The following is a 23513-nucleotide window of genomic DNA, read 5'->3' as shown; positions in this document are numbered from 1 at the left end:
CACCACCTCCACCTCCCCTGACCAGCCCCGGCGCCCCCGTCTTCGCGGGGCGGCGCCCGGCGTCGCCCCCATCCGGCAGCCGGCCACGAGGTCACATCCGGGCCCTCAGCACGTCCACCTCACAGCCCGGCGCGGTCGGGTCGAAGCCGTGCTCGACCAGCCAGCGAACCCCCAGCAGGCTTCGCAACGACCACCACGCGCGGATCACGTCGAGGTCGACGTCGGTGCCGTAACCGGTGAGGACGTCGCCGAGGTGTTCCTCGTGTCCGAGCGTCAAGGTGGCGAGGTCGTACAGGGCATCGCCCCGGCCCGCCTCGGACCAGTCGATGATGCCCGTGATCTCGTCGCCGTCGACGAACACGTGAGCGATCTGTAGGTTAGGTCACCGTGGGTGAATACCGGAGTCCACGGCCGGAACGCGGCCTCGGCGACCTGGCGGTTGCGGTTCACCAGGTCGGCGGGGAGGACGCCGTCCGCCACGAGCCGCGCGCACTCTCCGTCGAGTTCCGCCGCCAACGCGTCGGGACCCACCCCGGCCGGCCCGGCCGGGCCAGGGCGGCAACGGCGCGTCGTGCACCTTCCGGACGGCGGCACCCGCCGCCGCCCACGCCGCCGGGGACGCGCTCGACGGCTCGCCGAGACGGCCCAGCGCCCTCCCCGGGACCGCGCTGATCGCGAGCACCGGCGGCTCGCGCCACAGGACCCGCGGGGTCGGGACCGGCGCCAGCGCCATCGCCTCGACCTCGACATCGGTCCGCGCCTGATCCGCGTCCACCTTCAAGAACACGTCACCGACGCGCAGCGTCGCCCGCTCGGAATGGGCGACGACGACTTCGACCTCATCCATGGGCGCCCAGTATCCCGAGGCCGGTCGTCGATGTCGCCGGGTTTGTCGCGTGCGAGGACGCGGCCGGTCACGTCCGCGCCCTGCCCTAACACCGGCCTGCGCCCGCCGGGCCGGACGGATCAGTCGGGGGGTTCCGCGGGCACCTGGCGTCCGTGGCCGCCGCCGTGGTGCGGGGCGCCGCGGCGGCCGGTGCCGGCCTGGTCGGTGTCGGGGAGGGTCTCGTCCGGCCGCTCGTCCGCGGTGTCGCCGGCCGCCGGTGCGGTGGTGTCGTCGGGTCCGGCCTGCTGGTCGGGCATGTCCCGGGGGACGGCCCTGGCCCGGCCGCCCGGTTCCTCGGTGCGCCGTTCCGCCGTCATGGTGTGCCGCTCCTTCGCTGGTCGCCGTGGTTCGCGTCCGGCTTCGCGTACCCGTCGGTGCGCGTGGCCATGCGGCTCGCCCGGGGGGGCGTCGGGCCGCGCCCCAACTCCCGTGCGTGGCAGGCATGATGACGCGTTCGGCGGGTACCCCGGGACGCATCACCCGCCGCTGCCACCGGACCGGGCGGCGGCCGGCGGGGAGACGTGGATGAGACCGAAGCCCGCCCGCCCTCTCCTGGAAGGAACGACGTCATGGCGTGGCGTGACCGTGCCGCCTGCCGGCACGAGGACCCGGAACTGTTCTTCCCGGTCGGCACCGGAGTGCCGGCCCAGCTCCAGACCGAGGCGGCCAAACAGGTCTGCCGTGGCTGCCCGGTCGCCGACGAATGCCTGCACTGGGCACTGACGATGGGTCAGGACAGCGGGGTGTGGGGCGGCACCGACCCCGATGAACGCAGGCTGCTCCATCTCGCGGCCCGCCGCGAGGAGCGCCGCGTACGCCATCGTGTGCACCGGGGCTAGCCGCCCGCGCGGGCCGGCGCGGAAGCCGACGACAAGCTCCGGCACGACCCGCACCGGCGCGGCCGGCGGACCCTTACCGAACCCGGCCGAGCGCCGACCGCGCACGGGACACCGGGCGACCGCGGCCCGTCGCGAAGGCCGCGGGCGCCCGGTGTCCCGCCCGCCGCGTCACACCACGCCGGCGCTCAGCGCAGCTCCGCCACCCCGAACAGGTCGGCGTACCCCGAGGGCAGCTGGCTGAGCGTCTTGTCCAGCTCGCCCCCGCCGATCTGCTGGGCGAGCACCGACAGCACGGTACGGGTGTGGGCCTCCGCGGTGCGTTCGTCGTCCCCGGTGGTCTCGGCCACGTGGTGGACGAACTCGCGCACCCCCCAGTCGCGGGGGAGCGCCCGGGCGTCGTTGAGGGTCTCGGACAGCTCGGCGGGCAACTGGTCGGCCAGGTTCCCCGCGGTGCCCGGGGCCAGCCGGTCGCCGAGGGTGCCCACCACCGCGGTGGTGACCCGTTCGGCCTCCGCCCGGTCGTAGTGGCCGCGCTCGCGGACCGCGGCCAGGAACGTCGGGTAATCCATGGGCTGCTCCAATCTGCTGACGTCGTCGGAGTGTGGTCGCCGGCCGGAGCACGGGGCCGACGGGTTGCCGGGGCCCGCGGCCGTCTCACGCTCCCTGCTCGGCGTACGTGTCGTCCGCCGGGTTGCCCGAGCCGCCCGGGGCGAAACCGCCGGGCAGCTCCCGTACCCGCCGGACCGGAGAACACAACAGGATCAGCGCCGACAGCGGTACCCCGGCCGTGGTGATCCACAGCCCGGTGCGCGCCCCCAGCCACTCGCCCAGCGCACCGCCGAGCAGGGCGCCCAGCGGGAGCGTGCCGTAGTTGAGGAAGGCGGCGCTCGCGGTGACCCGGCCCAGCACCCCGGGCGCGCAGTAGCGCTGGGTGAACCCGGCCTTCAGCACGTTGGCGGGCCACCACCCCGCACGAGACGCAGAAGCCGCCGGCCACGAAGAGCACCGCGCCCGCGCCGCGTGTGGTCAGCGGCATGAGCTGCACCGGCACCGGCACCACCAGCTCGAACACCAGCATCGCGCGGGCCGTGCCCAGCCGGGCCGCCACCCGCCGGGTCAGCGCCGCCCCGGCCACCCCGCCGGTGCCCGTGGCGGCGATCAGCGGCCCGACCGCACCGGCGGGCAGCCCCACCCACCGCACCAGGAAGACCACCTGGAGCGTCTGGTACCCCATGAGCGCGAGGTTGGAGGCGGCGCCGAAGAGGGTGAGGGTGCGCAGTCACCGGTCACCCAGCACCAGCCGCAGCCCCACCGCCACCTCGTGGCGCAGCCGGGTGCCGTCGCGCCGGGCGGTACGGGGCGGTTCCCGGTGCCGGATCCGGGCCAGGCACAGCAGCGAGACGGCGAACCCGGCCGCGTTGGCCGCCAGCCCGTCCCCCGCCCCGGCCGCCTGTGCCAGCAGCCCGCCCGCGCTCTGCCCGGCGATCTGCGCCGCCGAGGCGCTGCCGTGCAGCCGCGCGTTGCCCTCCGCCTGGTCGCGCGGGTCGAGCAGACCGGGCAGACAGGCGCTGTAGGCGGTCTGGAAGAAGACCGCCGCCACCCCGCCGAGCAGGGCCACGGCCAGCAGGTGCGCCATGGTGAGCACACCGCACCAGGCGGCCACCGGCACGCTGCCGAAGAGCACCAGCGCCGCCACGTCCGCGCACACCATCACCGCCCGGCGCGGCAGCCGGTCCACCCAGGCACCGGCCGGCAGCCCGACGAGGAGCCAGGGGAGCCAGGCGGCGGCCCCCACCACCCCCACCTCGAAGGTGTCCGCCCGCAGCGCGGTCAGCGCCACCAGCGGCATCGCTACACCGCCGACCGCGGTGCCGAACTTCGCGGTGGTCTGTCCGCACCACAGCAGCCGGAAATCGCGGTGGCGCCGCAGCGGTCCGCCGGGCCCCTGTGGGCGCGCGCCCCGCAGGGCCGGCCGGGCCGCCGCCGCTCTCACCCCTCGTCCCCGGCGCCGGGCGCCCGGTACGGGAACGCCTGCACCTGGACGACGACCGGCAGCGCGTCCGCCTCCGGCTCGGCGTCCGGATCCGGCGCGTAGCTCGCGACCACCCGGGCCAGCTCCTCGGTGAGCGCGCGCAGCCGGTCGGGCGTCAGCCGCAGGTGCGTCCAGTCGGAGACGGCGAACGCGCCGCGGGCGGCGGGGTCGGCGCGCAGCTCGGCGGAGTCGAGCACCATGGTGGAGCGCACCGCCCGCCACCAGCGTTCGCGCCGGGTGCCGCGCCCGGTCTCCTCCTCGATGAAGCCGTGGGCGGCGAGGTGGCGCAGGTGCCAGCTGAGTGTGCCGGTGTTCTCGCCCAGCCGTTCGGCGAGCCCCGCCGAGGTGGCCGGCCCCTCCAGCTTGAGCACTTCCAGGATGTGGATGCGCAGCGGGTGGGCCAGGCCGCGCAGGGTGCGGGCGTCCACGTGCCGGGGTGCCGGTCCGCCGGCCCCGGTGGTTTCGGTCATGGCGGGGAGCGTACCGGTGCAGAGAGTCCTCTGCACAGAGTCCTCTGCAACTGATCCGCCCGGTCGGCCGCTCACCGGAAGGGCCGTCACCGCGCCCTCGTTCGGACCTCACCGCGCGCCGCCCGCCGCGGGCTGACGGATCGTGAGGGCGTGAGATCCTTCCGCCACCTCCCCCGCCTCCCGCGCCCGCCCCGCCGGTCCGCCCTGCGCTCGCTGGCCGCCGGCGTCGTCGCGCTGGCCGTCACCGCGCCCGGCACCGCGATCGCCGCTCACGACCCCAACGAGCGCCAACTGGCCGCAGAGGTCAACCCGTTCACCGGCACCCGCAACCAGGGCAACACCTTCCCCGGCGCCACCGTGCCGTTCGGCATGGTGCAGGTGTCACCGGACACCGGGCACTTCTCCGGATACGGCTACGACGACACCCGGATCCGCGGCTTCAGCCAGCTCCACCTGTCCGGGGCCGGCTGCGCGGCCGGCGGCGACGTACCGCTGCTGCCCACCACCGGGGCCGTCACCCGCACCGACGACGCCAAGTACGCGGCGTCCTTCACCCACGCCGGCGAGCAGGCGTCCCCCGGGTACTACCGCGTCCGGCTCTCCTCCTACGGGGGCATCACCGCCGAGCTGACCGCCACCACCCGCACCGGCTGGCAGCGCTACACCTTCCCCGCCACCCGCACCGCCAACGTACTGATCAACGCCGGGCAGGCACTGCACAAGGTGACCTCCAGCAAGGTGACCGTACTCGACGACCGCACCGTCGCCGCCAGCGTCACCGGACACGGCTTCTGCGCCGACACCCGCCCCTACACCGTGTACACCGTCACCCGCTTCAGCAGGCCGTTCACCGCGCACGGCCTGTGGCAGGGCACCCGCGTCACCCCGGGCGCCCGCACCACCTCCGGCGGCGGACCACGCGGCGGCTACGTCCGTTTCGACACCCGCGCCGACAAGGTGGTCACCGCGGTCACCGGGGTCTCCTGGACCGGCCTCGACGGCGCCCGCCGCAACCTGGACGCCGAGGGCGGCGGCACCTTCAACCGCACCAGCACCGCCGCCCGGCGCGCCTGGGAACAGCGGCTGGCCACCGCCCGGGTGCACGGCGGCACCCCGGAGCGCCGCCGCACCTTCTACACCGCGCTCTACCACGCGCTGCTCGCCCCCAACACCGGCAGCGACACCGACGGCGCCTACACCGGCTACGACAGGCGGATCCACCACGCCGAGGGGTTCACCTACTACCAGAACTTCTCGCTGTGGGACACCTACCGCACCCAGGCCCAACTGCTGGCCCTGCTGGCACCACGCGAACTGCGCGACGCCTCGCTCTCCCTGCTGCGGATCGCCGAGGAGGGCGGCTGGCTGCCCAAGTGGGGCCTGGGGACCGTCGAGACCAACACCATGACCGGCGACCCGGTCACCCCGTTCCTGGTGAGCGCCTTCCACCAGGGGCTGCTCGCCGGCCACGAGGAGGAGGCGTACCGGGCGCTGAAGCGCAACGCCGACGGCGTCCCGTCCGCCGCCTCGCCGTTCGAGGGCCGTGGCGGCAACCCCGCCTACCTGCGGCTCGGATACGTTCCGTACGAGCCCAAGGCCAAGCACAAGCCCGGTGACTTCGACCCGGCGCACGGGCCGTCGGCCACCTTGGAGTACGCGCTCGCCGACGCGGCGCTCGGCACCATGGCGCAGGCGCTCGGCCACGACGAGGACGCCCGCCGCTTCCGGGAGCGCGGGCGCGACTACCGCAACGTCTTCGACCGCAGGACCGGCTTCTTCCGGGCCCGCGACGCCAAGGGTGCCTTCACCGGCCCCGCCGACCCCAAGGACGCCGTCGGCTTCCACGAGGGCACCGCGTGGCAATACCAGTGGCTGGTGCCGCAGGACCTGCCGGGCATGTTCGCCCTGATCGGCGGCAGGGACGCGGCCGACAAGCGGCTCGACGCCTTCTTCGCCTACCCTAGGCTGCTCGCCGACCCCGACGCCACCACCCGCCGGGTGTGGGTGCACAGCCCGTCGGACTACTACCACCACGCCGTCTACAACCCCGACAACGAGCCCGACCTGGGCGCGCCGTACACCTATCTGTCCACCGGGCGGCCGTGGAAGACCGCCGACGTGGTCCGCGGCCACCTGTCGCTCTTCTCCGACCGCCCCGACGGCATCACCGGCAACGACGACCTGGGCACCATGTCGGCCTGGGCGGTGCTCTCCTGCCTGGGCCTGTACCCGGTGCAGCCCGGATCACCGGTGTGGGGGCTGACCACCCCCGCCTTCGACCGGGTCGAACTCACCCTGGACCGCGCCTACTTCCCGCACGGCCGCCTCGTCCTCGACGCGCCCGGCGCCGACGAGGGCGGGCGCTACCTCACCTCGGTGCGGGTCGCCGGACACCCGCACCGGGCGACCTACCTGACCACCGCCGACCTGCGGGCCGCCCACGAGATCACGCTGACCACCAACGCCCGCCCGTCGGACTGGGGCACCCGCCCGCAGGACGCCCCCCGGCCGACGGTGGGCTGAAGCCGGCAGCGGCCGGGCCGCCACACGCGTGGCGGCCCGGCCGTGGCTCCGAACTCCCTTACTTCCAGGTGTCGTTGAGCGTCAGGCCGCCGGAGGCACCGGTGGTCGCGGTGCGGTTGCCACCGCTTTCCCACTCCACCGTGCCGTCCGGGTCCTTCTTGACGTACTTGTACTCGAACGGGGTGTTGGCCGGCAGCGCCACCGTCGCCTTCCACACCGGGTAGTCGGCGGGGGAGAGCGCCACCGCCTTGCCGGGGTCCCAGCCGCCGAGCGCCGGGAGGGAGCCGGTGACGTAGACGTTCTGCCCGTACCAGGTGGTCACGGTGGGGTCGAAGGAGACGGGGACGGTGGCCGTGGTGCTGGTGCCCCGGGCGGCCACGTCGATGGCGACCGCGTCCTTGGCCGGCACGGTCACCGTGGCGTCGCCGGCGGCGTCCACGGTGACGGCCGGGCCGGTGCAGGGGCCGGTGGCGGTGGCCCGGCCGTGGATCACGTCGCAGTAGGAGCCGGCCGGCAGCCCGGTGGCGAAGGTGCGCTGCTGTGCGGTGGAGCCGTTGTTGAGCGCGATCCACCCCTTGCCGCCCCGGCCGAACGCGATCAGATCGGCGCCGTCGTCGTACCAGTCGGCCACCGGGGCGCCGGCCACGGTGTCGTGCCAGCCGACCATCGCGGCCACCCCGGGGATCCGGTCGGTGCACTCCCAGCCCGTGCCGCAGGTGGTGTCGGTGACGTGGCCGGAGGCGTCGGCCGGCGGGGAGTCGTCCTTGCCGGTGAAGTCGAACCCGGCGTAGACCTGCGGGGTGCCGTAGCCGTAGGCGAGTTCGAACTCGGTGGCCAGGGTGTTGACCGCCCCGTCGCGGTAGCTGAGGGTGGAGCCGTCCCGTTCGGTGTCGTGGTTCTGGACGAACACCTCCTCCTGGTCGCTGCCGAGCAGTCCGGCGGAGAAGTTCCGCAGGCTCGCGAGGGAGCCGGTGAAGGCCGACTTCAGGCCGTCGGCGTAGTCGAAGCCGAGCACGTCGCCGGTGTTCTCGAAGGAGGCGGGGGACAGGTCGCCGGTGCCGCCGGGCGCGATCTCCTGGGCGATGTAGGGCCGGGTGCCGTCGGCCGTGGTGTGCAACTGGGCTTCGATCGCCGCCAGGTCCTCGTGGCCGATGTGCTTGGCGGCGTCCACCCGGAACCCCGAAACGCCGTAGTCGATCAGCTTGTCGAGGTAGCTGGTGAGGGTGGTGCGCACGTGCGCGGACTCGGTGCGCAGGTCGGCGAGGTGGAGCAGCTCGCAGTGGGTGACCTCGGTGTAGTCGTTCCAGTTGTGGATCTGGCCGTCGGACTGCGGGCAGTCGGCGGGGTAGTGGTGGAAGTCGGCGTCGGTGTAGTCGGGGTAGGCGTACTTGGTGTACGTCACGCCGCCGTAGGAGGTGCCGTCGACGCCGGAGGTGTGGTTGATCACGGCGTCCACGTAGACCTTCACGCCCGCCTTGCGGCAGGTGGCGACCATGGACCGGAAGGCGGACTCGTCGCCCATCCGGCTGGTGAGGTGGTAGTCGACCGGCTGGTAGACCTCCCACCACGGATGGCCGGAGGTGGACAGCGAGTCGGCCGGCGGGGCGACCTGGACGCCCCCGTAGCCGTCCGGGCCCAGGACGTCGGTGCACTCCCTGGCCACCGAGGGCCAGTTCCACATGAACAGGTTGGCGATCACGTCGCCGGAGGGGGTGGCCGCCCGGGCGGGGCCGGCGGCGGCCGTCAGCGTCAGGGGCACCAGCCCGGCGGTGAGCAGGGCGCCGGAGGCGAGGGCGGCACGCAGTCTGCTGGGCCGGCGGCGGGCCGGCCGGTCGTGCGCATGGCGCAGCATCGGTTGTCTCCCGGTGGGGGTCGGGGCGGTACCCGGGTACGCGTCCGGGTGGAGCGCGCGGCTCACCCGGGTGCCGCCGGGCCGTTCGGGGCATCGGAATCCCCGCACCGCGTCCCCGGCCCCGCCGTCCGGGACGCCGCTGCCCGCGACGCCCGGCACGCGCGCCCGGCCGGGCCGGACCGTCCGCGCGCCGCCGGTACCGCCCCGCGGGCGGTGGCGACCTGGTGACGAGGAGGACCTCACGGCATGGCCGACGACGTGGCCTCGCCCGCCCGGAGCCGCGCCAGCCGACAGGCGGTCGTACCACACCGGGACCGGACGGCTGCCGGCCCTGACCACGCCGGCCGAGGACCGACGGTGCGCCACGACCATCCTCCAAATGTCCTGGTCACGTCAAGACGTCGGTGGAAACTCCTTCGTCACCTTGCGGAAACTTCTTACCACCCACGGCCGAGCGGTCCACGCCACCCGCCCCGGCCCGCCACTGGCCGGAAATGAGAGCCGAACGGATCGATGTGAGACTGAGGGGGCGGAGGTGGTGGCATGGCCGACGAGGACGACCGGGCCGCCCGGCTCGACGAGACCCAGCTCGAACGGCTGCTCGCCGAAGCCCACACGGCGGTGCCCTACCAGCTGCCGGGCGTCATCGACCGCTGCGCCGAGGTCCTCGGGCTCGCCGACGCCACCGTCTACCTCGTCGACCTCCAGCAGCGCCTGCTCATCCCGCTCGACGACGACGCCGAGACGCGGCCGGTCAACTCCTCCGAGGCCGGCTGGGCCTACCGCACGCTCTCGCTGCGGGTCCACGAGTGCGGCGACACGATGACGGTCTGGGTGCCCCTGGTGGACGGCGCCGAACGCCTCGGGGTGCTGTGCGTACGCGCGCGGGTGCTCGACGGGGTCCGGCTGCGCCGGTGCCGGATGCTGGCCGCCGTGGTCTCCATGGTGGTCACCTCCAAACGCGCCTACAGCGACTGGTTCGTCGCCCGCACCCGCACCGAGACCATGCAACTGCACACCGAGATGCTGCGCGCCTTCCTGCCGCCCCGCAGCGTCGGCCGCCCCGGCGTCACCTCCACCGCCGTCCTGGAACCCGCCTACGACCTCGGCGGCGACGCCTTCGACCACTCGGTGACCCGCAACATCCTGCACGCCAGCATCTTCGACGCCATGGGGCACAACCTCGCCTCCGGGCTGACCACCGCCGTGGTGATGGCCGGCAGCCGCAACGCCCGCCGCTCCGGCGCCGACCTGCCGGACATGATCGAGACCGTCGACCACGCGCTCGCCCAGTGGCTGCCCGACCAGTTCTGCACCGGCGTGGTCTGCCGGCTCGACGTCGACACCGGCGTCCTGCGCTGGTGCAACTGCGGCCACCCGCCACCGCTGCTGATCCGCGACGAACGGGTGCTGGAACGCGCCCTGGAACGCCCCGCGCAACCCCCGATGGGGCTGCCGTTCCGGCTCGGCCCGACCGTGCGCGAGGTCCACGAGACCGCGCTGGAACCCGGCGACCGGGTGCTGCTGTACACCGACGGGGTCACCGAGGCCCGCGGTGAGAACGGCGAGGAGTTCGGCCTGGACCGCTTCACCGACTTCATCATCCGCTCCTCCGCCGCCGGCCAGGAGCCCGCCGAGGTGCTGCGGCTGCTCATCCACGCCATCCTCGACCACCAGCGCAACGACCTCAGCGACGACGCCACCATCCTGCTCGTCGAATGGCAGCCCCGTCGCCTGTGACCCCCCCGCGCACCGCCTGTGAAGCGCCCCCACCGGCCAATCCCGGCCCGCCGACCCCGACCGGTTCCGGCCCGTCCGTCCCGCCCCGGGCACGGGCATCCTGACCGGGCCGGGCCCGGACGGCCCGCCCCGGCCTGCGCACCGGCGCGCCCGGTGCTGGGCTGGAACCACAGGCCCCTTGACCACGGAGGTGGTGCGCGGTGCGACGACCGGCGGACGACGGCGGAACCGTCCAGCACGTACCCCGGCGCACCGTGCGCCGCGCGGTGGCCGCCCTGGCGGTGCTCACCTCGGCGGCGCTGCTCCCCGCGCCCGTCGCCCTCGCCGCACCCGGCCACCCCGACCCGGCCCGGCCGCACCCGGTGGCCCCCGTGGTCACCTGGGCCGCCTCCGCACAGCGGCTCGGCGCGGTGACCCCCGGCCGCACCTACCGCTTCATCGTGCACACCAGCACCGCCGGCCGGACACCACGGCTGCGGCTGTCCAACGTCTTCGGCGACCACCCGGTCACCCTGGGCCCGGTCTACGCCGGGGTACGCGACCGCGGCGCTGCCGTACGGCGCGGCGGCAACCGCCCGGTGACCTTCGGCGGCGCCACCACGGTCACCATCGCCCCCGGCGCCTACCGCTCCAGCGACCCGGTCGCCCTCACCGTGCCCGCCCACGCCGACCTCGCCGTCAGCCTCTACGTCCGCGCCGCCACCGGACCCGGCACCGGCCACGTCCTCGCCTACCAGACCTCCTACGCCGCCACCGGCGACCACGCCCGCCAGGACCGCCCCGACGGCTACACCACCACCCTGACCTCCTGGTACTACCTGGACTCGGTGGCCGTCACCGCACCCCGCGGCCGGGCCTCCACCGCGGTGGCGGCCCTCGGCGACTCCATCACCGACGGCGCCAACTCCACCCCCGACACCAACCGCCGCTGGCCCGACCTGCTGGCCGCCCGGCTGCGCGCCGACCCCACCGCACCCGCCGAAGGCGTCGCCAACGAAGGCATCTCCGGCAACCGGTTGCTCCACGACGGCACCGGCCCCAGCGCCCTCTCCCGCCTGGACCGGGACGTCCTCACCCAGCCCGGCGTCCGCACCGTGATCGTGCTCGAAGGCGTCAACGACATCAAATACGGCACCACCGGCGCCACCGCCGCCGAACTCGTCGCCGGCTTCCGCCGCCTGCTCACCGCCGCGCACACCGCCCACCGCTGCGTGGTCGCCGCCACCGTCCTCCCCTTCGGCGGCTTCCCGGCCTGGACCCCGGCCCGGGAGCGGGTACGCCGCCAGGTCAACGAATTCCTGCGCCGCAGCGGCGAGTTCGACGCGGTCGCCGACTTCGACCGGGCGGTACGCGACCCTCGGCAGCCGGACCGGATGGACACGGCCTACGACAGCGGCGACCACCTGCACCCGGACGACGCCGGGATGCGCGCGCTGGCCGGCGCGATCGCCCCGGCCGCCCTGCGCTGCACCCGGTGACCCCTGGGGCTCTCAGGCCGGACGCTGGTTGAAGCGGCGGGCCGCCCGGTCGTTGAGCGCCGAGGCCCGCCGCACCAGACGGGAACCGAGCCGGCGGGCCGCCTCCGCCCCCGGCAGGTCGTGCGCCGCCCCGCCCCCCTCGCCCGGCAGCATCCGGCTCGCCAGCTCCAGCGCGCGCACCGTGGTGGCCGGGGCCACCCCGTGCAGCCGCACCGCCGCCTTCGCCAGCGCGGTCAGCACCAGCTCCGGACGGCGGCGTTCGGCGGCCCGCACGATCGCCCGGGCCGCCCGCTCGGCGTCCATGGACAGCAGCGGCAGCCCCGCCGCGGTGGCGAACCACGCGTACTCCCGCGCCGCGTCGCCGGAGAACCGCGCGGCCAGGTGGGAACCGGTGCGCATCAGCCCCGGCACCACCGTGGTCACCGCGACCCCGGCCGCCGCCAGCTCCGCCCGCAGCCCCTCGGAGAACCCGGTGAGCGCGAACTTGGCCGCCACGTACGGCATCAGATGGGGCGCCGCCACCCGGCCGCCGATGGAGGTCACGTTGACGATCCGGCCGTCGCCGCGCTCCCGCATCACGGGCAGCGCGGCCAGCGTCAGCCGCAGCGGCGCGAAGAACATCGTCTCCATCGCCGCCCGGAAGTCCTCCTCCCGCATCGCATCCAGCGGCCCGACCTGGATCATCCCGGCGTTGTTCACCAGCACGTCCAGCGCGCCGAACTCGGCGACGGTGTCGTCCACCAGCCGCTGCGGCGCCCACGCGTCGGTGATGTCGCAGACCGTCGCGCGCACCTCGGCGCCCCGGCCGCGCACCATGTCGCGGGCCGCCTCCAGCTCGCCCTCGTCACGGGCACACAGCATGACCTTGCAGCCGCGGTCGGCCAGCTCCCGCGCGATCAGCAGCCCGAGGCCGCGCGAGGAGCCGGTGACCAACGCGGCCCGGCCGGACAGGGGACTGACACCGGCGCTGGTCACCGGACCTCCTCGAAACACGGGACGGACGACGGGAGTTGGCGCGCCGGTGGCTTCAGTTGAGCAGCCCGGGACGATTGGGGAAGCGGTGCCGGCCCAGCGCCTGGGCGAAGTCCCGCGCGACGCCGCCGGAGCCCGCGGAGGTGAAGACCCCCAGCTCACGTCCGGCCCCGCCGGCCACCGCCTCCGGCAACCGCGCCGCGGCCAGCAGCCGCGACCCGGACCCCAGCGCCGCCAGCGGCTTGCCGTGCCGGTAGGCCTCCTCCACGTAGCGCACCGCCGCCGGATCGGCCGCCAGCGTCGCCACCGCGTCGTCACCGCCGGGCACCAGCACCGCGTCGTAGAGCACCGAGGCCATCGTCGGCAGCGCCCGGTCCACCTTCAGCGTGCCGGAGTCCTTGCCGGTCAGCGTCCCCCCGGAGGCCGCCAGCACCTCCACGATCACGCCCTGGCCGACCAGTTCGCGGCGCACCTCCTCCAGCGGCGGCACCTCCACGCCGTCCGCCGCCAGCACCGCGACCTTGCGGGTACGGATGCCCTCACCGAGCAGGTTGGCCTGGCTGAGCGCGGGCGAGGCGGCACCCGTGACCGTTCCCGCGGCGGCCGGCACCGGCAGCCCGAGCCCCTCGGCCACCCCGGCGGCCAGATCCGGATGGACGTGGGCCAGGTTGCCCACCATCCGCTCGCGCACCGCCATCGAGTCGCACTTGCCCAGCTCGAACCGGAACGCCTGCACGATGTGGCGCTTCTCCCAGTCCGCCATGCTGTTCCAGAACAGCGTGGCCTGGCTGTAGTGGTCCTGGAAGCTCTCGCTGCGCACCCGGATCTTGTGCCCGTCGACCCGCTCCTGGTAGTGCCGGAAGACCCCCGGCGCGCCGCCCGCCCCGGCGTGCGCCGGGCAGCCGCCGCCCAGCGAGTTGGGGAAGTAGTTGGTCCCCGGGTGGATCACCTGCTGGCCGTAGCCGTCCCGGTGGTTGTTGTTGACGTCGGCGACCGGCCGGTTCACCGGCAACTGCGCGAAGTTGGGGCCGCCCAGCCGGATCAGCTGGGTGTCCAGGTAGGAGAAGTTGCGCCCCTGGAGCAGCGGGTCGTTGGTGAAGTCGATGCCCGGCACCACGTTGGCGGTGTGGAAGGCCACCTGCTCGGTCTCGGCGAAGAAGTTCTGCGGGTTGCGGTCGAGCACCAGCCGCCCGACCGGGCGCACCGGCACCAGCTCCTCCGGGATGATCTTCGTGGCGTCCAGCAGGTCGAAGTCGAACTTGTGCTCGTCCGCCTCCGGTACCAGCTGCACCCCCAGCTCCCACTCCGGGTACTCGCCCGCCTCGATCGCCTCCCACAGGTCACGCCGGTTGAAGTCCGGGTCCCGCCCCGCGATCAGCTGCGTCTCGTCCCACACCAGCGAGTGGACGCCCAGCTTCGGCTTCCAGTGGAACTTCACGAACGTGCCGCGCCCGTCGGCCGTGACGAACCGGAACGTGTGCACCCCGAACCCCTGCATCATCCGGAAGCTGCGCGGGATCGCCCGGTCCGACATCAGCCACATCAGCATGTGCGTCGACTCCGGCTGGAGCGAGCAGAAGTCCCAGAAGGTGTCGTGCGCGGAGGCGCCGGTGGGGATCTCGTTGTGCGGCTCCATCTTCACCGCGTGCACGAAGTCCGGGAACTTGATGGCGTCCTGGATGAAGAAGACCGGCATGTTGTTGCCGACCAGGTCGTAATTGCCTTCCCGGGTGTAGAACTTGGTGGCGAAGCCGCGCACGTCGCGCACCGTGTCGGCGGAACCGCGCGGCCCCTGCACGGTGGAGAAGCGCACGAACACCGGGGTACGCCGGCCCACCTCGGACAGGAAGTCGGCACAGGTGTACTCCGCCAGCGACTCGGTCGTCTCGAAGTAGCCGTAGGCGCCCGCCCCGCGCGCGTGCACCACCCGTTCCGGGATGCGCTCGTGGTCGAACCGGGTGATCTTCTCCCGGTTGTGGAAGTCCTCCAGCAGCGTCGGCCCGCGCTGCCCCGCCCGCAGCGCGTTGTCGGTGTCGTCCACCCGCACGCCCTGGTCGGTGGTGAGCGCGTCGTGCCGGGGGGCCGACCGGAAGCGGTCCAGCTGCTCGTCCTTGGCGTCACGGGGCTCATTCCCGAGGGAACCCGGTCCGGCCTGGCCAGGATTGACGGACATCAGGTGCACTCCTCTTCAGTCGGGTGACTGCCGTGTCGGGTGACTGCCGGGTGGTCCGGGTCACACAGGACGGCACGGCCGGTGACGGTCCGTGCCGAGGACCCGGCACCGGTACCCGGGGCGCCTGCCGCGAAACGTGACAGCCGGGCGTGCGGACGGCCGCCCGCCCCGGCACGGAGACCGGACGGAACGGACGACGGATCCGCGCCCATCGTCACCCGGCCCCCGCCGACCCGCCGGGCCGGCGCGTCCGTCCGGGTACCGGGGCGCTCCCCGGCCGCCCGGCCACTGGGCCATCCGGCTCATCCCGGGTGTCACCACCGCGCCCGCCGGGGACACATGTGCCGTGGACGGGCCCGTTCGAGCCCCTCCACCGGGCCCGGCGGCAAGCGGAGTTGACGCTCCCTCGGCCCTCACCGGCCCGTCACCGCCGGGTGCGCCCCGGCCACCGGAAGGCCACCCCCCGACGCGCGGCCCGTCGCACCCGGCCGATCCGCCGGCCCCGCCCCGCCGCCCCCGGACACCGGACGGCGGCAGACACGGCAACGAAACGGAGCACGTGATGATACGCACCCGCGCCCTGGCGTCCTGCGCCACCGCCGGCCTGCTGACCTGTCTCACCCTCACCGGCACCGCGGTCGCCGACGGCACCTCGGCCCAGCTGACCGACGCCTCCTTCCTCCAGGCGGTCCACCAGGGCAACCTCGCCGAGATCGCGGCCGGCCTCGACGCCGAACGGCACGGCCACAGCGGATGCGTACGCGACACCGCCCGCGTCCTCGTCCGCGACCACCGCAGACTCGACGACGGCGTACGGGCGCTCGCCACCGCACTCCACATCACGCTGCCCGCCGGACCCACCGCGCAGCAACGCGCCCAACTCGCCGCCGTGATCGCCAAGGCGGCCACCCGCGGCTACGACGGCGCCTGGCTCAGCCTCCAGGCGGCCGGCCACGAAGGCGTCCTCAAGCTCATCGACGCCGAGACCACCACCAGCCACAACGCCAAGGTGATCGCCGCCGCCCGGGCCGCCCGGCCGACCGTCGCCGCCCACCTCGCCATGGTCCGCGGCTGCCAGGTCCGCACCCTCGGCGGGGTCAAGGCGGGCAGCGGCGGCTCCGTCCCGGACCCGTGGTCGGCCACCACCGTCTGGTCCACCGCCGGCGCGGCCGGCTTCGCCGCCCTCGGCACCGCCTGGGGCATGCGCCGCCGCCGCGCCACCGCGCGCCGCTGACGCCCGCCCCCGCGCCCACCCCGGCACGTCGCCGGGGTGCGCGCACCACCCGCCCGGGTACCCGCGCGACGGCGGAACGCACCACCCGCACGGCTGCTGTGGTCGCATCCGCCGTCCGGGCCCACGATGGAGGAAACGGGCCGCGCACCACCCCGGTGGCCGGCGGCCCCGCCCGGCCGTCCCGCGGCGGCGAGAGGGGAACGCGCCGATGAGAGCAGTGGTCTACGAAGGCACCCGGCGGGTCGGCGTGCACGAGGTCGAGGACGCCGTCGTCGAGGAACCCACCGACGTGGTCGTCCGCATCACCTCCAGCGCGATGTGCGGCACCGACCTGCACATGTACGACGGCCGCACCGGCGCCCGCCCCGGACTGGTGCTCGGCCACGAACCGCTGGGCGTGGTGGAGAAGGCCGGACCCGCGGTGACCATGGTCGCCCCCGGCGACCGCGTGGTGATGCCCACCCATCTGTACTGCGGCGTCTGCCCCACCTGCGCCCGCGGCCTGACCGCCGCCTGCACCCGGGTACGCCCCGGCGGCTTCGGCGCCGCCTACGGCTACGCCGGGATGGGCCCCTACCGCGGCGCCCAGGCCGAACTGCTGCGGGTGCCCTACGCCGACGCCAACTGCATGCCACTGCCCGGCTCCCCGGGCGACGCCTACGAGGACGCCTTCGTGCTGCTCGCCGACGCCTTCGTCACCGGCTGGCACGCCTGCGAACTGGCCGGCACCGGACCCGGCGACAGCGTGGCCGTCTTCGGCGCCGGCGCGGTGGGGCTGCTGGCCGCCCACTCCGCGGTGCTGCGCGGCGCCGCCGAGGTGTACGTCGTCGACCACCTGCCCGAACGCCTCGCGGTCGCCGCGGACTTCGGCGCGCTGCCGGTCGACACCCGGGACGGCGACCCCGGCGAGCAGATCCGCTCGCTGCGCAACTCCGGCGGCGGCATGCCCCCCGGCGAGGCCGGACTCGACGGGGTGACCTGCGGCATCGACGCCGTCGGCTTCCAGGCCCGCAGCCGCGCCGACCTCGACCAGGAGGACCCCCGCCAGGTGATCGACGACCTGGCCGCCATCGTCAACCCCACCGGCCGGATCGGCGTCGCCGGGGTCTTCGCCGCCCACGACGCCCACCCGGCGCCGCACGGCCACGCCGACGGCACGCTCCAGGTGCCGTGGGCCGTCCTGTTCGACAAGGGCGTCCGCGTCGGCTTCGGCCGCACCCACGACCGCCGCTACACCCGCCTGCTGCGCGACCTGATCCTCACCGGCCGCGCCGAACCCCAGCGTGTCGTCACCCACCACGGCCCGCTGGAGGACGCCCCCGCCTTCTACACCGCCTTCGACCGCCGTGAGGACGGCGTGATCAAAGCGGTGCTCCACCCCTGACACGCCCCTGAGCCACCCGGGGGACGGCCGGTGTGCGCCAGGCCCGCGGCGGGAAGGCGAACGCCGACGACGCGCGGGGCCGTGACGGGAAGGACGCTATGGCGACGAACCGGCAGCACGACGGGGACCACGGCGGCGCGGTACGGGCCGCCCTCTTCGACGTCGACGGCACCCTGGTGGACACCAACTACCTGCACGCCGTCACGTGGTGGGAGGCGTTCCGGCAGTCCGGGTACACGGTGCCGATGGCCGACATCCACCACAGCGTGGGCATGGGCTCCGACAAGCTCGTCGCCCATCTGCTCGGCGACCGGGGCGACCCCGACCGGGACGCCCAGCTCTCGGCGGCCCACAAGACCCTCTACGCCACCTGGTTCCAGCGGCTGCGCGCCTTCGACAAGGCCGCCGACCTGCTGCGCGCGGTGGCCGACCGGGGCTGGCGGGTGGTCCTGGCCAGCAGCGCCGGAAGCGACGAACTCGCCGCGATGCGCGCCGCGTTGGGCGCCGACGACGTCATCCACGCCGCCACCGGCGCCGACGACGTCACCTCCAGCAAACCCGCCCCCGACCTCGTCGAACGGGCCCTGGAACGCGCCGGGGCCGACCCCGAGCAGGCGGTCTTCATCGGCGACACGGTCTGGGACGTACGCGCCGCGGGCAAGGCCGGGGTGGCGTGCGTCGCCCTGCTCTCCGGCGGCATCCCGCCCGCCGACCTCACCGAGGCCGGCGCGATCGGCGTCTACCGCGACCCCGCCCATCTGCTGGCCGAACTGGACGACAGCCCGCTGGCCCGGTGACCGGACCACCGATCCGGCCGTACGGCGCCGGCGAGCCGCGGACGAGGCGGACGAGGCGGGTGTGGCGGGTGCGCCCTGCCTCCTCGTGGTTCGTCGCCGGGTTCAGCGTGGGCCTCGGGCTCACCCTGGCCTACCTGGGCGTGCGGGCGGTGCTCCAGATCAGCGGCATCCTCACCCTGCTGCTCCTCGCGCTCTTCGTGGCGATCAGCCTGGAACCGGTGGTCGGCTGGCTGGCCCGGCACCGGCTCGGCCGCGCCTGGGCGGTCACCGTGGTGATCCTCGCCCTGCTCGCCGTGGTCAGCGGCTTCCTGGCGCTGGTCATCCCGCCGGTCTCCAACGAGGTGACCGCCTTCGTGCACGCCGTGCCCCGGTGGCTGAAGCAACTCCACGACCACCACTCGTTCCTCGGCCGGCTGGAGGACCGCTACCACCTGATCTCCAAGGGCCGCCAGCAGCTCACCGGCGGGGCCGGCACCGCGCTCCTCGGCGGGCTGCTGGGCACCGGCCGGCTGGTGCTCAGCGCGGTCACCGGCATGGTGCTGGTGGTCGTCCTCACCGTGTACTTCATGGCCGGCATGCCGCAGCTGAAGCGGTTCTGCTACCGCTTCGTCCCGGCCAGCCGCCGCGCGCCCGCCGTCGACCTGACCGAGCAGATCCTCACCTACGTCGGCCGCTACATGCTGGGCAACGTCCTCACCTCGGCCGTCGCGGGGCTGGCCACCTTCGCCTGGTGCGAGGGGACCTCGGTGCCCTACCCGGCGGCGCTGGGGATGTTCGTGGCGCTGATGGACATGGTGCCGGTGGTCGGCTCCACCATCGGCGGGGTGGTGGTCAGCCTGATCGCGCTGGCCGTCTCGTTCCCCATCGCGGTGGCCACCGCCGTCTTCTACATCGTCTTCCGGCTCGCCGAGGACTACCTGATCATGCCCAAGATGATGAGCTTCGCGGTCAACGTCCACCCCATCGTCACCGTGATCGCCGTGGTGCTCGGCGCCGCGCTGCTGGGCATCGTGGGCGCGCTCATCGCCATCCCGGTGGCGGTCGCCATCGGCTTCATTCTCGACCGGGCGGTCTTCCCCCGCATCGACGCGGCCTGACCCGGCCGCGACGCGGTCACTCCGGCGGCTCGAAACGGGCGATCAGCATCGCCACGTCGTCGTGGTGACCCGGGTCGGGCAGCGCCTCCAGCAGCAGCGAGCAGTTCTCCTCCGGCGAACGCGCACCGGTCAGCAACGACAGCATCGCCCGCAGCCGGACGTCTATCGGCTCGTCCCGCTTCTCCACCAGCCCGTCGGTGTACAGCAACAACTGGTCACCGGGGGACACCGGCACCGCCGAGGTACGGAACGGCACCCCGCCCACCCCCAGCGGGGCGCCCGGCGGCAGGTCGAGCAGCTCCGGCGGGCGGTCGGGGTGGATCAGCACCGGCGGCAGATGGCCGGCCACGCTGATCCGGCACTCGGCGCGGTGCGGATCGTAGACCGCGTACACACACGTGGCGATGTCCTGCTCCAGACCGGTGGCGGTGGCGTCCACACAGTGCAGCACCCGGGCCGGGTCCAGATCGAGGTTGGCCAACGCCCGCCCGGCGGTGCGCAGTTGGCCCATGGTCGCCGCCGCGTGGATGCCGCTGCCCATCACGTCGCCGACGACCAGCGCCGTCTTGTCGCCGTCCAGGGCTATGACGTCGAACCAGTCGCCGCCGACCTCGTTGTCGGCCCGGGCCGGCTGGTAGCGGTAGGCGATCCGCAGCCCGAGCCGCTCCGGCGGGCGCCCCGGCAGCAGGGTGCGCTGCAGGCTGAGCGCGGCGTGCCGCTGCGTCTGGTACCAGCGGGCGTTGTCGATGCAGACGGCCGCCCGGGCGGCCAGCTCCCGGGCGAGCACCACGTCGTCCTCGTCGAACGGGGCCGGGTTGCGGGTGCGTTTGAGGTCGAGCGCGCCCAGCACCTCGCCACGGGCGATCAGCGGCACCGCCAGGTAGGAGCGCAGGCCCGCCCGGGCCAGCAGCTCGGCGCCGCGCGGATGGGCGGCGATCCGCGGCAGGTCCGGCGGACGCACCTCGGCCAGCAGGATCGGGCGCAGCGTGGAGACGCACCGGGTGACCAGCCGGTCGGTCTCGTAACGGGCCACCTCACCGACCGGATCGGCGGCCCGCATCGCCACGTCACCGTCGTCCCCGGCGAGCGCCAGCGCCCGGAACGCGGCCGGGCCCACCGGCGGCTCGGCGGCCCGCCGCCCCTCGGCGAGCACCGAGTCGAGCACGTCCACAGCCGCGATGTCGGCCAGTCCGGGGACGCACAGCTCGGCGAGTTCACGGGCGGTCTGGTCCAGGTCCAGCGTGGTCCCCACCCGGATGGACGCCTCGGCGATCAGCGCCAGCCGGTGGCGCACCTCGGCCGCCTCGGTGGCCGCCCGGTGCCGTTCGGTGACGTCCACCACCGACGACGCCACCCCCAGCACCCGCCCCGCGGCGTCCTCCAGCCGGTAGTGGGAGACCGACCACGCCCGCTCCTCGTCCGCGGGCGCCGGGGGACGGCCGACGGCGTACTGGTCGAGCACCGGAACCCCGCTGTGCAGCACCTGCCGCATCGCCGCCTCGATGGGGCCGGTCTCCAGGAACGACACCGTCTCGCTGATGTGCCGGCCGATGTGCTCGGCGGCCGGCAGCCCGTTGATGCGTTCCAGCGCCGGGTTGACCGAGACGTACCGCAGCTCGGTGTCGAAGACCCCCAGGCCGATGGGGGACTGGTTGATCAGCTGCACCGACAGCGCCAGCTCGGTCTCCACCTGGCGCAGCGTCGCCGAGTCGGTGGCCAGGCCCAGCGCGTACAGCCCGCCGTCCTCGCCCATCAGCCGCATATTGCGGAACTCGACGAACCGGATCGCGCCGTCCTTGTGCCGCACCGGGAAGACCCCGGCCCAGCGCGCCTCGCTCTCGTCGCCGGTCATCACCCGTTCGAACAGGCGCAGCACCACGTCCAGGTGGCGCTCGTCCACCATCAGCCGCGCGGCGTAGCGGCCCAGCGCCTCGGCGGCGGTGTACCCGAACAGCTCCTCGGCCTGCGGGCTCCACAGCACGATGCGGCCCCGCGAGTCGAGGACGACGGTGGCCACCCGGAGCACGTCCAGCAGGCTGCCCGGCGCGGTCTCCACCGCGGGTCCGGGTTCCTCACCCGTCCGGAACAGCTCGCTCGCGCTCATCCCTCGCTACCCCTTTCGCCGCCCGGGCCCGCCCCGGACCTCCCGCCGTCGCAAGCGCCCTCCTTCCCGCACCCCGCGCGGGCTGTCTCCATGCTCTCTCGCCGACGGCGAACCGGCAGCCCTTGCGTACCGGACCCGGCCCGGGTTTTCCGCCCGGCCCGGCCGGGCACCCGCGCGGAACGACAACCGTTGGAGAAAGGCAGGATCCCCATGCGTGCCCTGACCGTGGTCCCCGGACGCGTCGGCTCCCTGCGGGTCGACGAGGTCCCCGAGCCCACGCCGGCCGGCGACGAACTGCTGGTCGACGCGGTCGCCGTCGGGGTGTGCGGCACCGACCGGGAGATCGCCTCGGGCGCCTACGGATGGTCGCCGCAAGGCCGGGACCGGCTGGTCATCGGGCACGAGTCGCTCGGCCGGGTGCGCCACGCCCCGCCCGGCTCCGCTTTCGCCCCCGGCGACCTGGTGGTCGGCGTCGTCCGGCGGCCCGACCCGGTGCCGTGCGGCGCCTGCGGACGTGGCCAGTTCGACATGTGCCGCAACGGCCGCTACACCGAACGCGGGATCAAGGAACGCGACGGCTACGCCGCGCAGCGGTGGACGGTGGAGCCCGGCTACGCGGTACGCCTGGCGCCCACCCTGGAACGCGTCGGAATGCTGATGGAGCCGACGACGGTGGTGGCCAAGGCGTGGGAGGAGGTGGAACGCGTCGGGCGGCGCTCCTGGTTCGAGCCGCGTTCCGCGCTGATCACCGGCGCCGGGCCGATCGGCCTGCTGGCCGCCCTGCTCGGGGTGGAACGCGGACTCGACGTGCACGTCCTGGACCGGGCCACCGACGGACTCAAGCCCGACCTGGTGCGCGCCCTCGGCGCCACGTACCACAGCGAGGACGTCGAGAAGGTGACCGCCCGGGTACGCCCGGACGTGGTGATCGAGGCGACCGGCGCCCCCACGGTGGTCTTCGGCGCCATGGCGGGCCTGGGCCCCTACGGCATCCTGTGCCTGACCGGCGTCTCCTCGGCCGGCCGCCGCCTGACGGTGGACGCCGGCGCGGTCAACCGGGAGATCGTGCTGGACAACGCGGTGGTCGTCGGCTCGGTCAACGCCAACCTCGCCCACTACTCCGCCGCCGCCGAGGCGCTGGCCCGCGCCGACACCGCCTGGCTGGAACGGCTGATCACCCACCGGGTCCCCCTCGACGCCTTCCAGGGCGCCTTCGAACCGCAAGGGGACGTGGTCAAGGCCGTCATCGAACTGAACTGACGGCCGCGCTCCGCCCCACCGCCAGCCCGCCGTGGGTACGCCGTTGTCGTGGTCGCCGGGGTGCCTCCGGCGGGGGCGGGGTGGTGGGGGGTTGGTGGGTTTTGGTTTGGTTCGGCACGGGTGGCTTCGCCTGTGCGCCGTACGGGGTCGGGGGCGCGCCGGGGGTGACTCCTCGCTCCAGGTTTCGTTCCAAGGTTGCGCCCGGTCCGCTGGGTCGCTGCGGGGACACCCCCGGCACACCCCCTTCTGTCCGTCGTGCGGGTGCCTCTCTTCGCGGGTGGGGGTGAGTGAGGAGGTTGGGGTGACCCCGATTTTTTTCTCACCCACCCCGGGCCGCAGCGCGGAACGATGCGGAACGGGGGCGTGCAGGGGTGTCCCCGCAGCGACCCAGCAACCGGAGCCCAGCCTTGGCGGATACGCGGAGCGAGGAGTCACCCCGGAGGGCCCCCGGAAACCCAGGCAGACAGTGCGCATCCCGCGCTGTACGCGTACAGCCACGGGTGGGCGGGGGGGGGGAAAAAAGATCGGTGACGTCAGCCACGACGAGACGGGGACCGGGGGAGCCCCGGGGAGGTAATGGCTGACCGCCAGCGCGAGCGAACCGGCAGACAGTGCGCATCCCGCGCTGTACGCGTACAGCCACGGGTGGGCGGGGGGAAACAGTCCGTGACG

The 23513-nt window shown here is 74.3% G+C and carries 16 protein-coding genes and 2 pseudogenes; 9 read left to right on the top strand and 9 right to left on the bottom strand.

Going from position 1 to position 23513, the window contains the following annotated elements:
* Positions 1–91: 91 nt before the first annotated feature.
* Positions 92–847, bottom strand: a pseudogene (locus SCATT_RS01295) (aminoglycoside phosphotransferase family protein).
* 119 nt (positions 848–966) lie between these two features.
* Entirely contained in the window at positions 967–1203 is a 237-nt protein-coding gene (locus SCATT_RS01290; RefSeq protein WP_014141058.1) for a hypothetical protein, read from the bottom strand.
* Between the two features lie 252 nt (positions 1204–1455).
* Between SCATT_RS01290 and SCATT_RS01285 the strand changes: the two genes are divergently transcribed.
* On the top strand, positions 1456–1725 hold the full coding sequence (locus SCATT_RS01285; RefSeq protein WP_014141056.1) for a WhiB family transcriptional regulator: 270 nt from the start codon (positions 1456–1458) through the stop codon (positions 1723–1725).
* 185 nt (positions 1726–1910) lie between these two features.
* Here the strand turns inward: SCATT_RS01285 and SCATT_RS01280 are convergent, their stop codons facing one another.
* From SCATT_RS01280 to SCATT_RS01265, 3 genes and pseudogenes are all read right to left on the bottom strand, one after another.
* The gene (locus SCATT_RS01280) at positions 1911–2294 is read right to left on the bottom strand and encodes a DUF2267 domain-containing protein (RefSeq protein WP_014141054.1); all 384 of its coding nucleotides are present in this window, start codon (positions 2292–2294) and stop codon (positions 1911–1913) included.
* Positions 2295–2379: 85 nt separating this feature from the next.
* Positions 2380–3628, bottom strand: a pseudogene (locus tag SCATT_RS35890) (MFS transporter).
* Between the two features lie 86 nt (positions 3629–3714).
* On the bottom strand, positions 3715–4227 hold the full coding sequence (locus SCATT_RS01265; protein ID WP_014627279.1) for a winged helix-turn-helix domain-containing protein: 513 nt from the start codon (positions 4225–4227) through the stop codon (positions 3715–3717).
* Between the two features lie 150 nt (positions 4228–4377).
* On the opposite strand from SCATT_RS01265, the gene SCATT_RS01260 reads away from it, so the two are divergent.
* Positions 4378–6750 carry a GH92 family glycosyl hydrolase gene (locus SCATT_RS01260; RefSeq protein WP_014141050.1) on the top strand — a complete coding sequence of 791 codons (2373 nt, stop codon included), beginning with the start codon at positions 4378–4380 and terminating at the stop codon, positions 6748–6750.
* A gap of 58 nt (positions 6751–6808) precedes the next feature.
* Here the strand turns inward: SCATT_RS01260 and SCATT_RS01255 are convergent, their stop codons facing one another.
* On the bottom strand, positions 6809–8602 hold the full coding sequence (locus tag SCATT_RS01255; RefSeq protein ID WP_014141049.1) for a carbohydrate-binding module family 20 domain-containing protein: 1794 nt from the start codon (positions 8600–8602) through the stop codon (positions 6809–6811).
* 543 nt (positions 8603–9145) lie between these two features.
* On the opposite strand from SCATT_RS01255, the gene SCATT_RS01250 reads away from it, so the two are divergent.
* A complete protein-coding gene (locus SCATT_RS01250; RefSeq protein WP_014141048.1) occupies positions 9146–10342 on the top strand; it encodes a PP2C family protein-serine/threonine phosphatase in 1197 nt (398 codons plus the stop codon).
* A gap of 200 nt (positions 10343–10542) precedes the next feature.
* The gene (locus SCATT_RS01245; RefSeq protein WP_014141047.1) at positions 10543–11820 is read left to right on the top strand and encodes an SGNH/GDSL hydrolase family protein; all 1278 of its coding nucleotides are present in this window, start codon (positions 10543–10545) and stop codon (positions 11818–11820) included.
* Between the two features lie 12 nt (positions 11821–11832).
* On the opposite strand, the gene SCATT_RS01240 is transcribed toward SCATT_RS01245, so the two are convergent.
* Positions 11833–12795: an SDR family NAD(P)-dependent oxidoreductase gene (locus SCATT_RS01240; protein WP_014141046.1), complete on the bottom strand. Its 963-nt coding sequence runs from the start codon at positions 12793–12795 to the stop codon at positions 11833–11835.
* Between the two features lie 52 nt (positions 12796–12847).
* Positions 12848–14965, bottom strand: coding sequence for a catalase (locus SCATT_RS01235; protein ID WP_014141045.1), 2118 nt, complete (start codon positions 14963–14965; stop codon positions 12848–12850).
* A gap of 562 nt (positions 14966–15527) precedes the next feature.
* On the opposite strand from SCATT_RS01235, the gene SCATT_RS01230 reads away from it, so the two are divergent.
* The 4 genes from SCATT_RS01230 to SCATT_RS01215 all read left to right on the top strand — a co-directional run bounded on the left by SCATT_RS01230 (position 15528) and on the right by SCATT_RS01215 (position 19477).
* Positions 15528–16199: a DUF4142 domain-containing protein gene (locus tag SCATT_RS01230; RefSeq protein ID WP_014141043.1), complete on the top strand. Its 672-nt coding sequence runs from the start codon at positions 15528–15530 to the stop codon at positions 16197–16199.
* 208 nt (positions 16200–16407) lie between these two features.
* Complete coding sequence (locus SCATT_RS01225; protein WP_041824317.1) at positions 16408–17583, top strand: glutathione-independent formaldehyde dehydrogenase; 1176 nt, start codon at positions 16408–16410, stop codon at positions 17581–17583.
* Between the two features lie 98 nt (positions 17584–17681).
* Positions 17682–18380 (top strand): HAD family hydrolase, encoded by a 699-nt coding sequence (locus SCATT_RS01220; RefSeq protein ID WP_014141041.1) that lies wholly within the window; start codon positions 17682–17684, stop codon positions 18378–18380.
* A 68-nt stretch (positions 18381–18448) separates the two neighbouring features.
* Positions 18449–19477, top strand: a complete 1029-nt coding sequence (locus SCATT_RS01215) for an AI-2E family transporter (RefSeq protein ID WP_106433154.1) — start codon at positions 18449–18451, stop codon at positions 19475–19477.
* Positions 19478–19493: 16 nt separating this feature from the next.
* Here the strand turns inward: SCATT_RS01215 and SCATT_RS01210 are convergent, their stop codons facing one another.
* Complete coding sequence (locus tag SCATT_RS01210; RefSeq protein WP_014141039.1) at positions 19494–21581, bottom strand: SpoIIE family protein phosphatase; 2088 nt, start codon at positions 21579–21581, stop codon at positions 19494–19496.
* Positions 21582–21791: 210 nt separating this feature from the next.
* Here SCATT_RS01210 and SCATT_RS01205 point away from each other — a divergent pair, with 210 nt between their 5' ends.
* Positions 21792–22841 carry a glucose 1-dehydrogenase gene (locus SCATT_RS01205; protein WP_014141038.1) on the top strand — a complete coding sequence of 350 codons (1050 nt, stop codon included), beginning with the start codon at positions 21792–21794 and terminating at the stop codon, positions 22839–22841.
* The last annotated feature ends 672 nt before the right edge of the window (positions 22842–23513 follow it).

Source organism: Streptantibioticus cattleyicolor NRRL 8057 = DSM 46488, from assembly GCF_000240165.1.
GTDB lineage: Bacteria > Actinomycetota > Actinomycetes > Streptomycetales > Streptomycetaceae > Streptantibioticus > Streptantibioticus cattleyicolor.
This window is presented reverse-complemented; position numbering and strand designations above follow the sequence as displayed.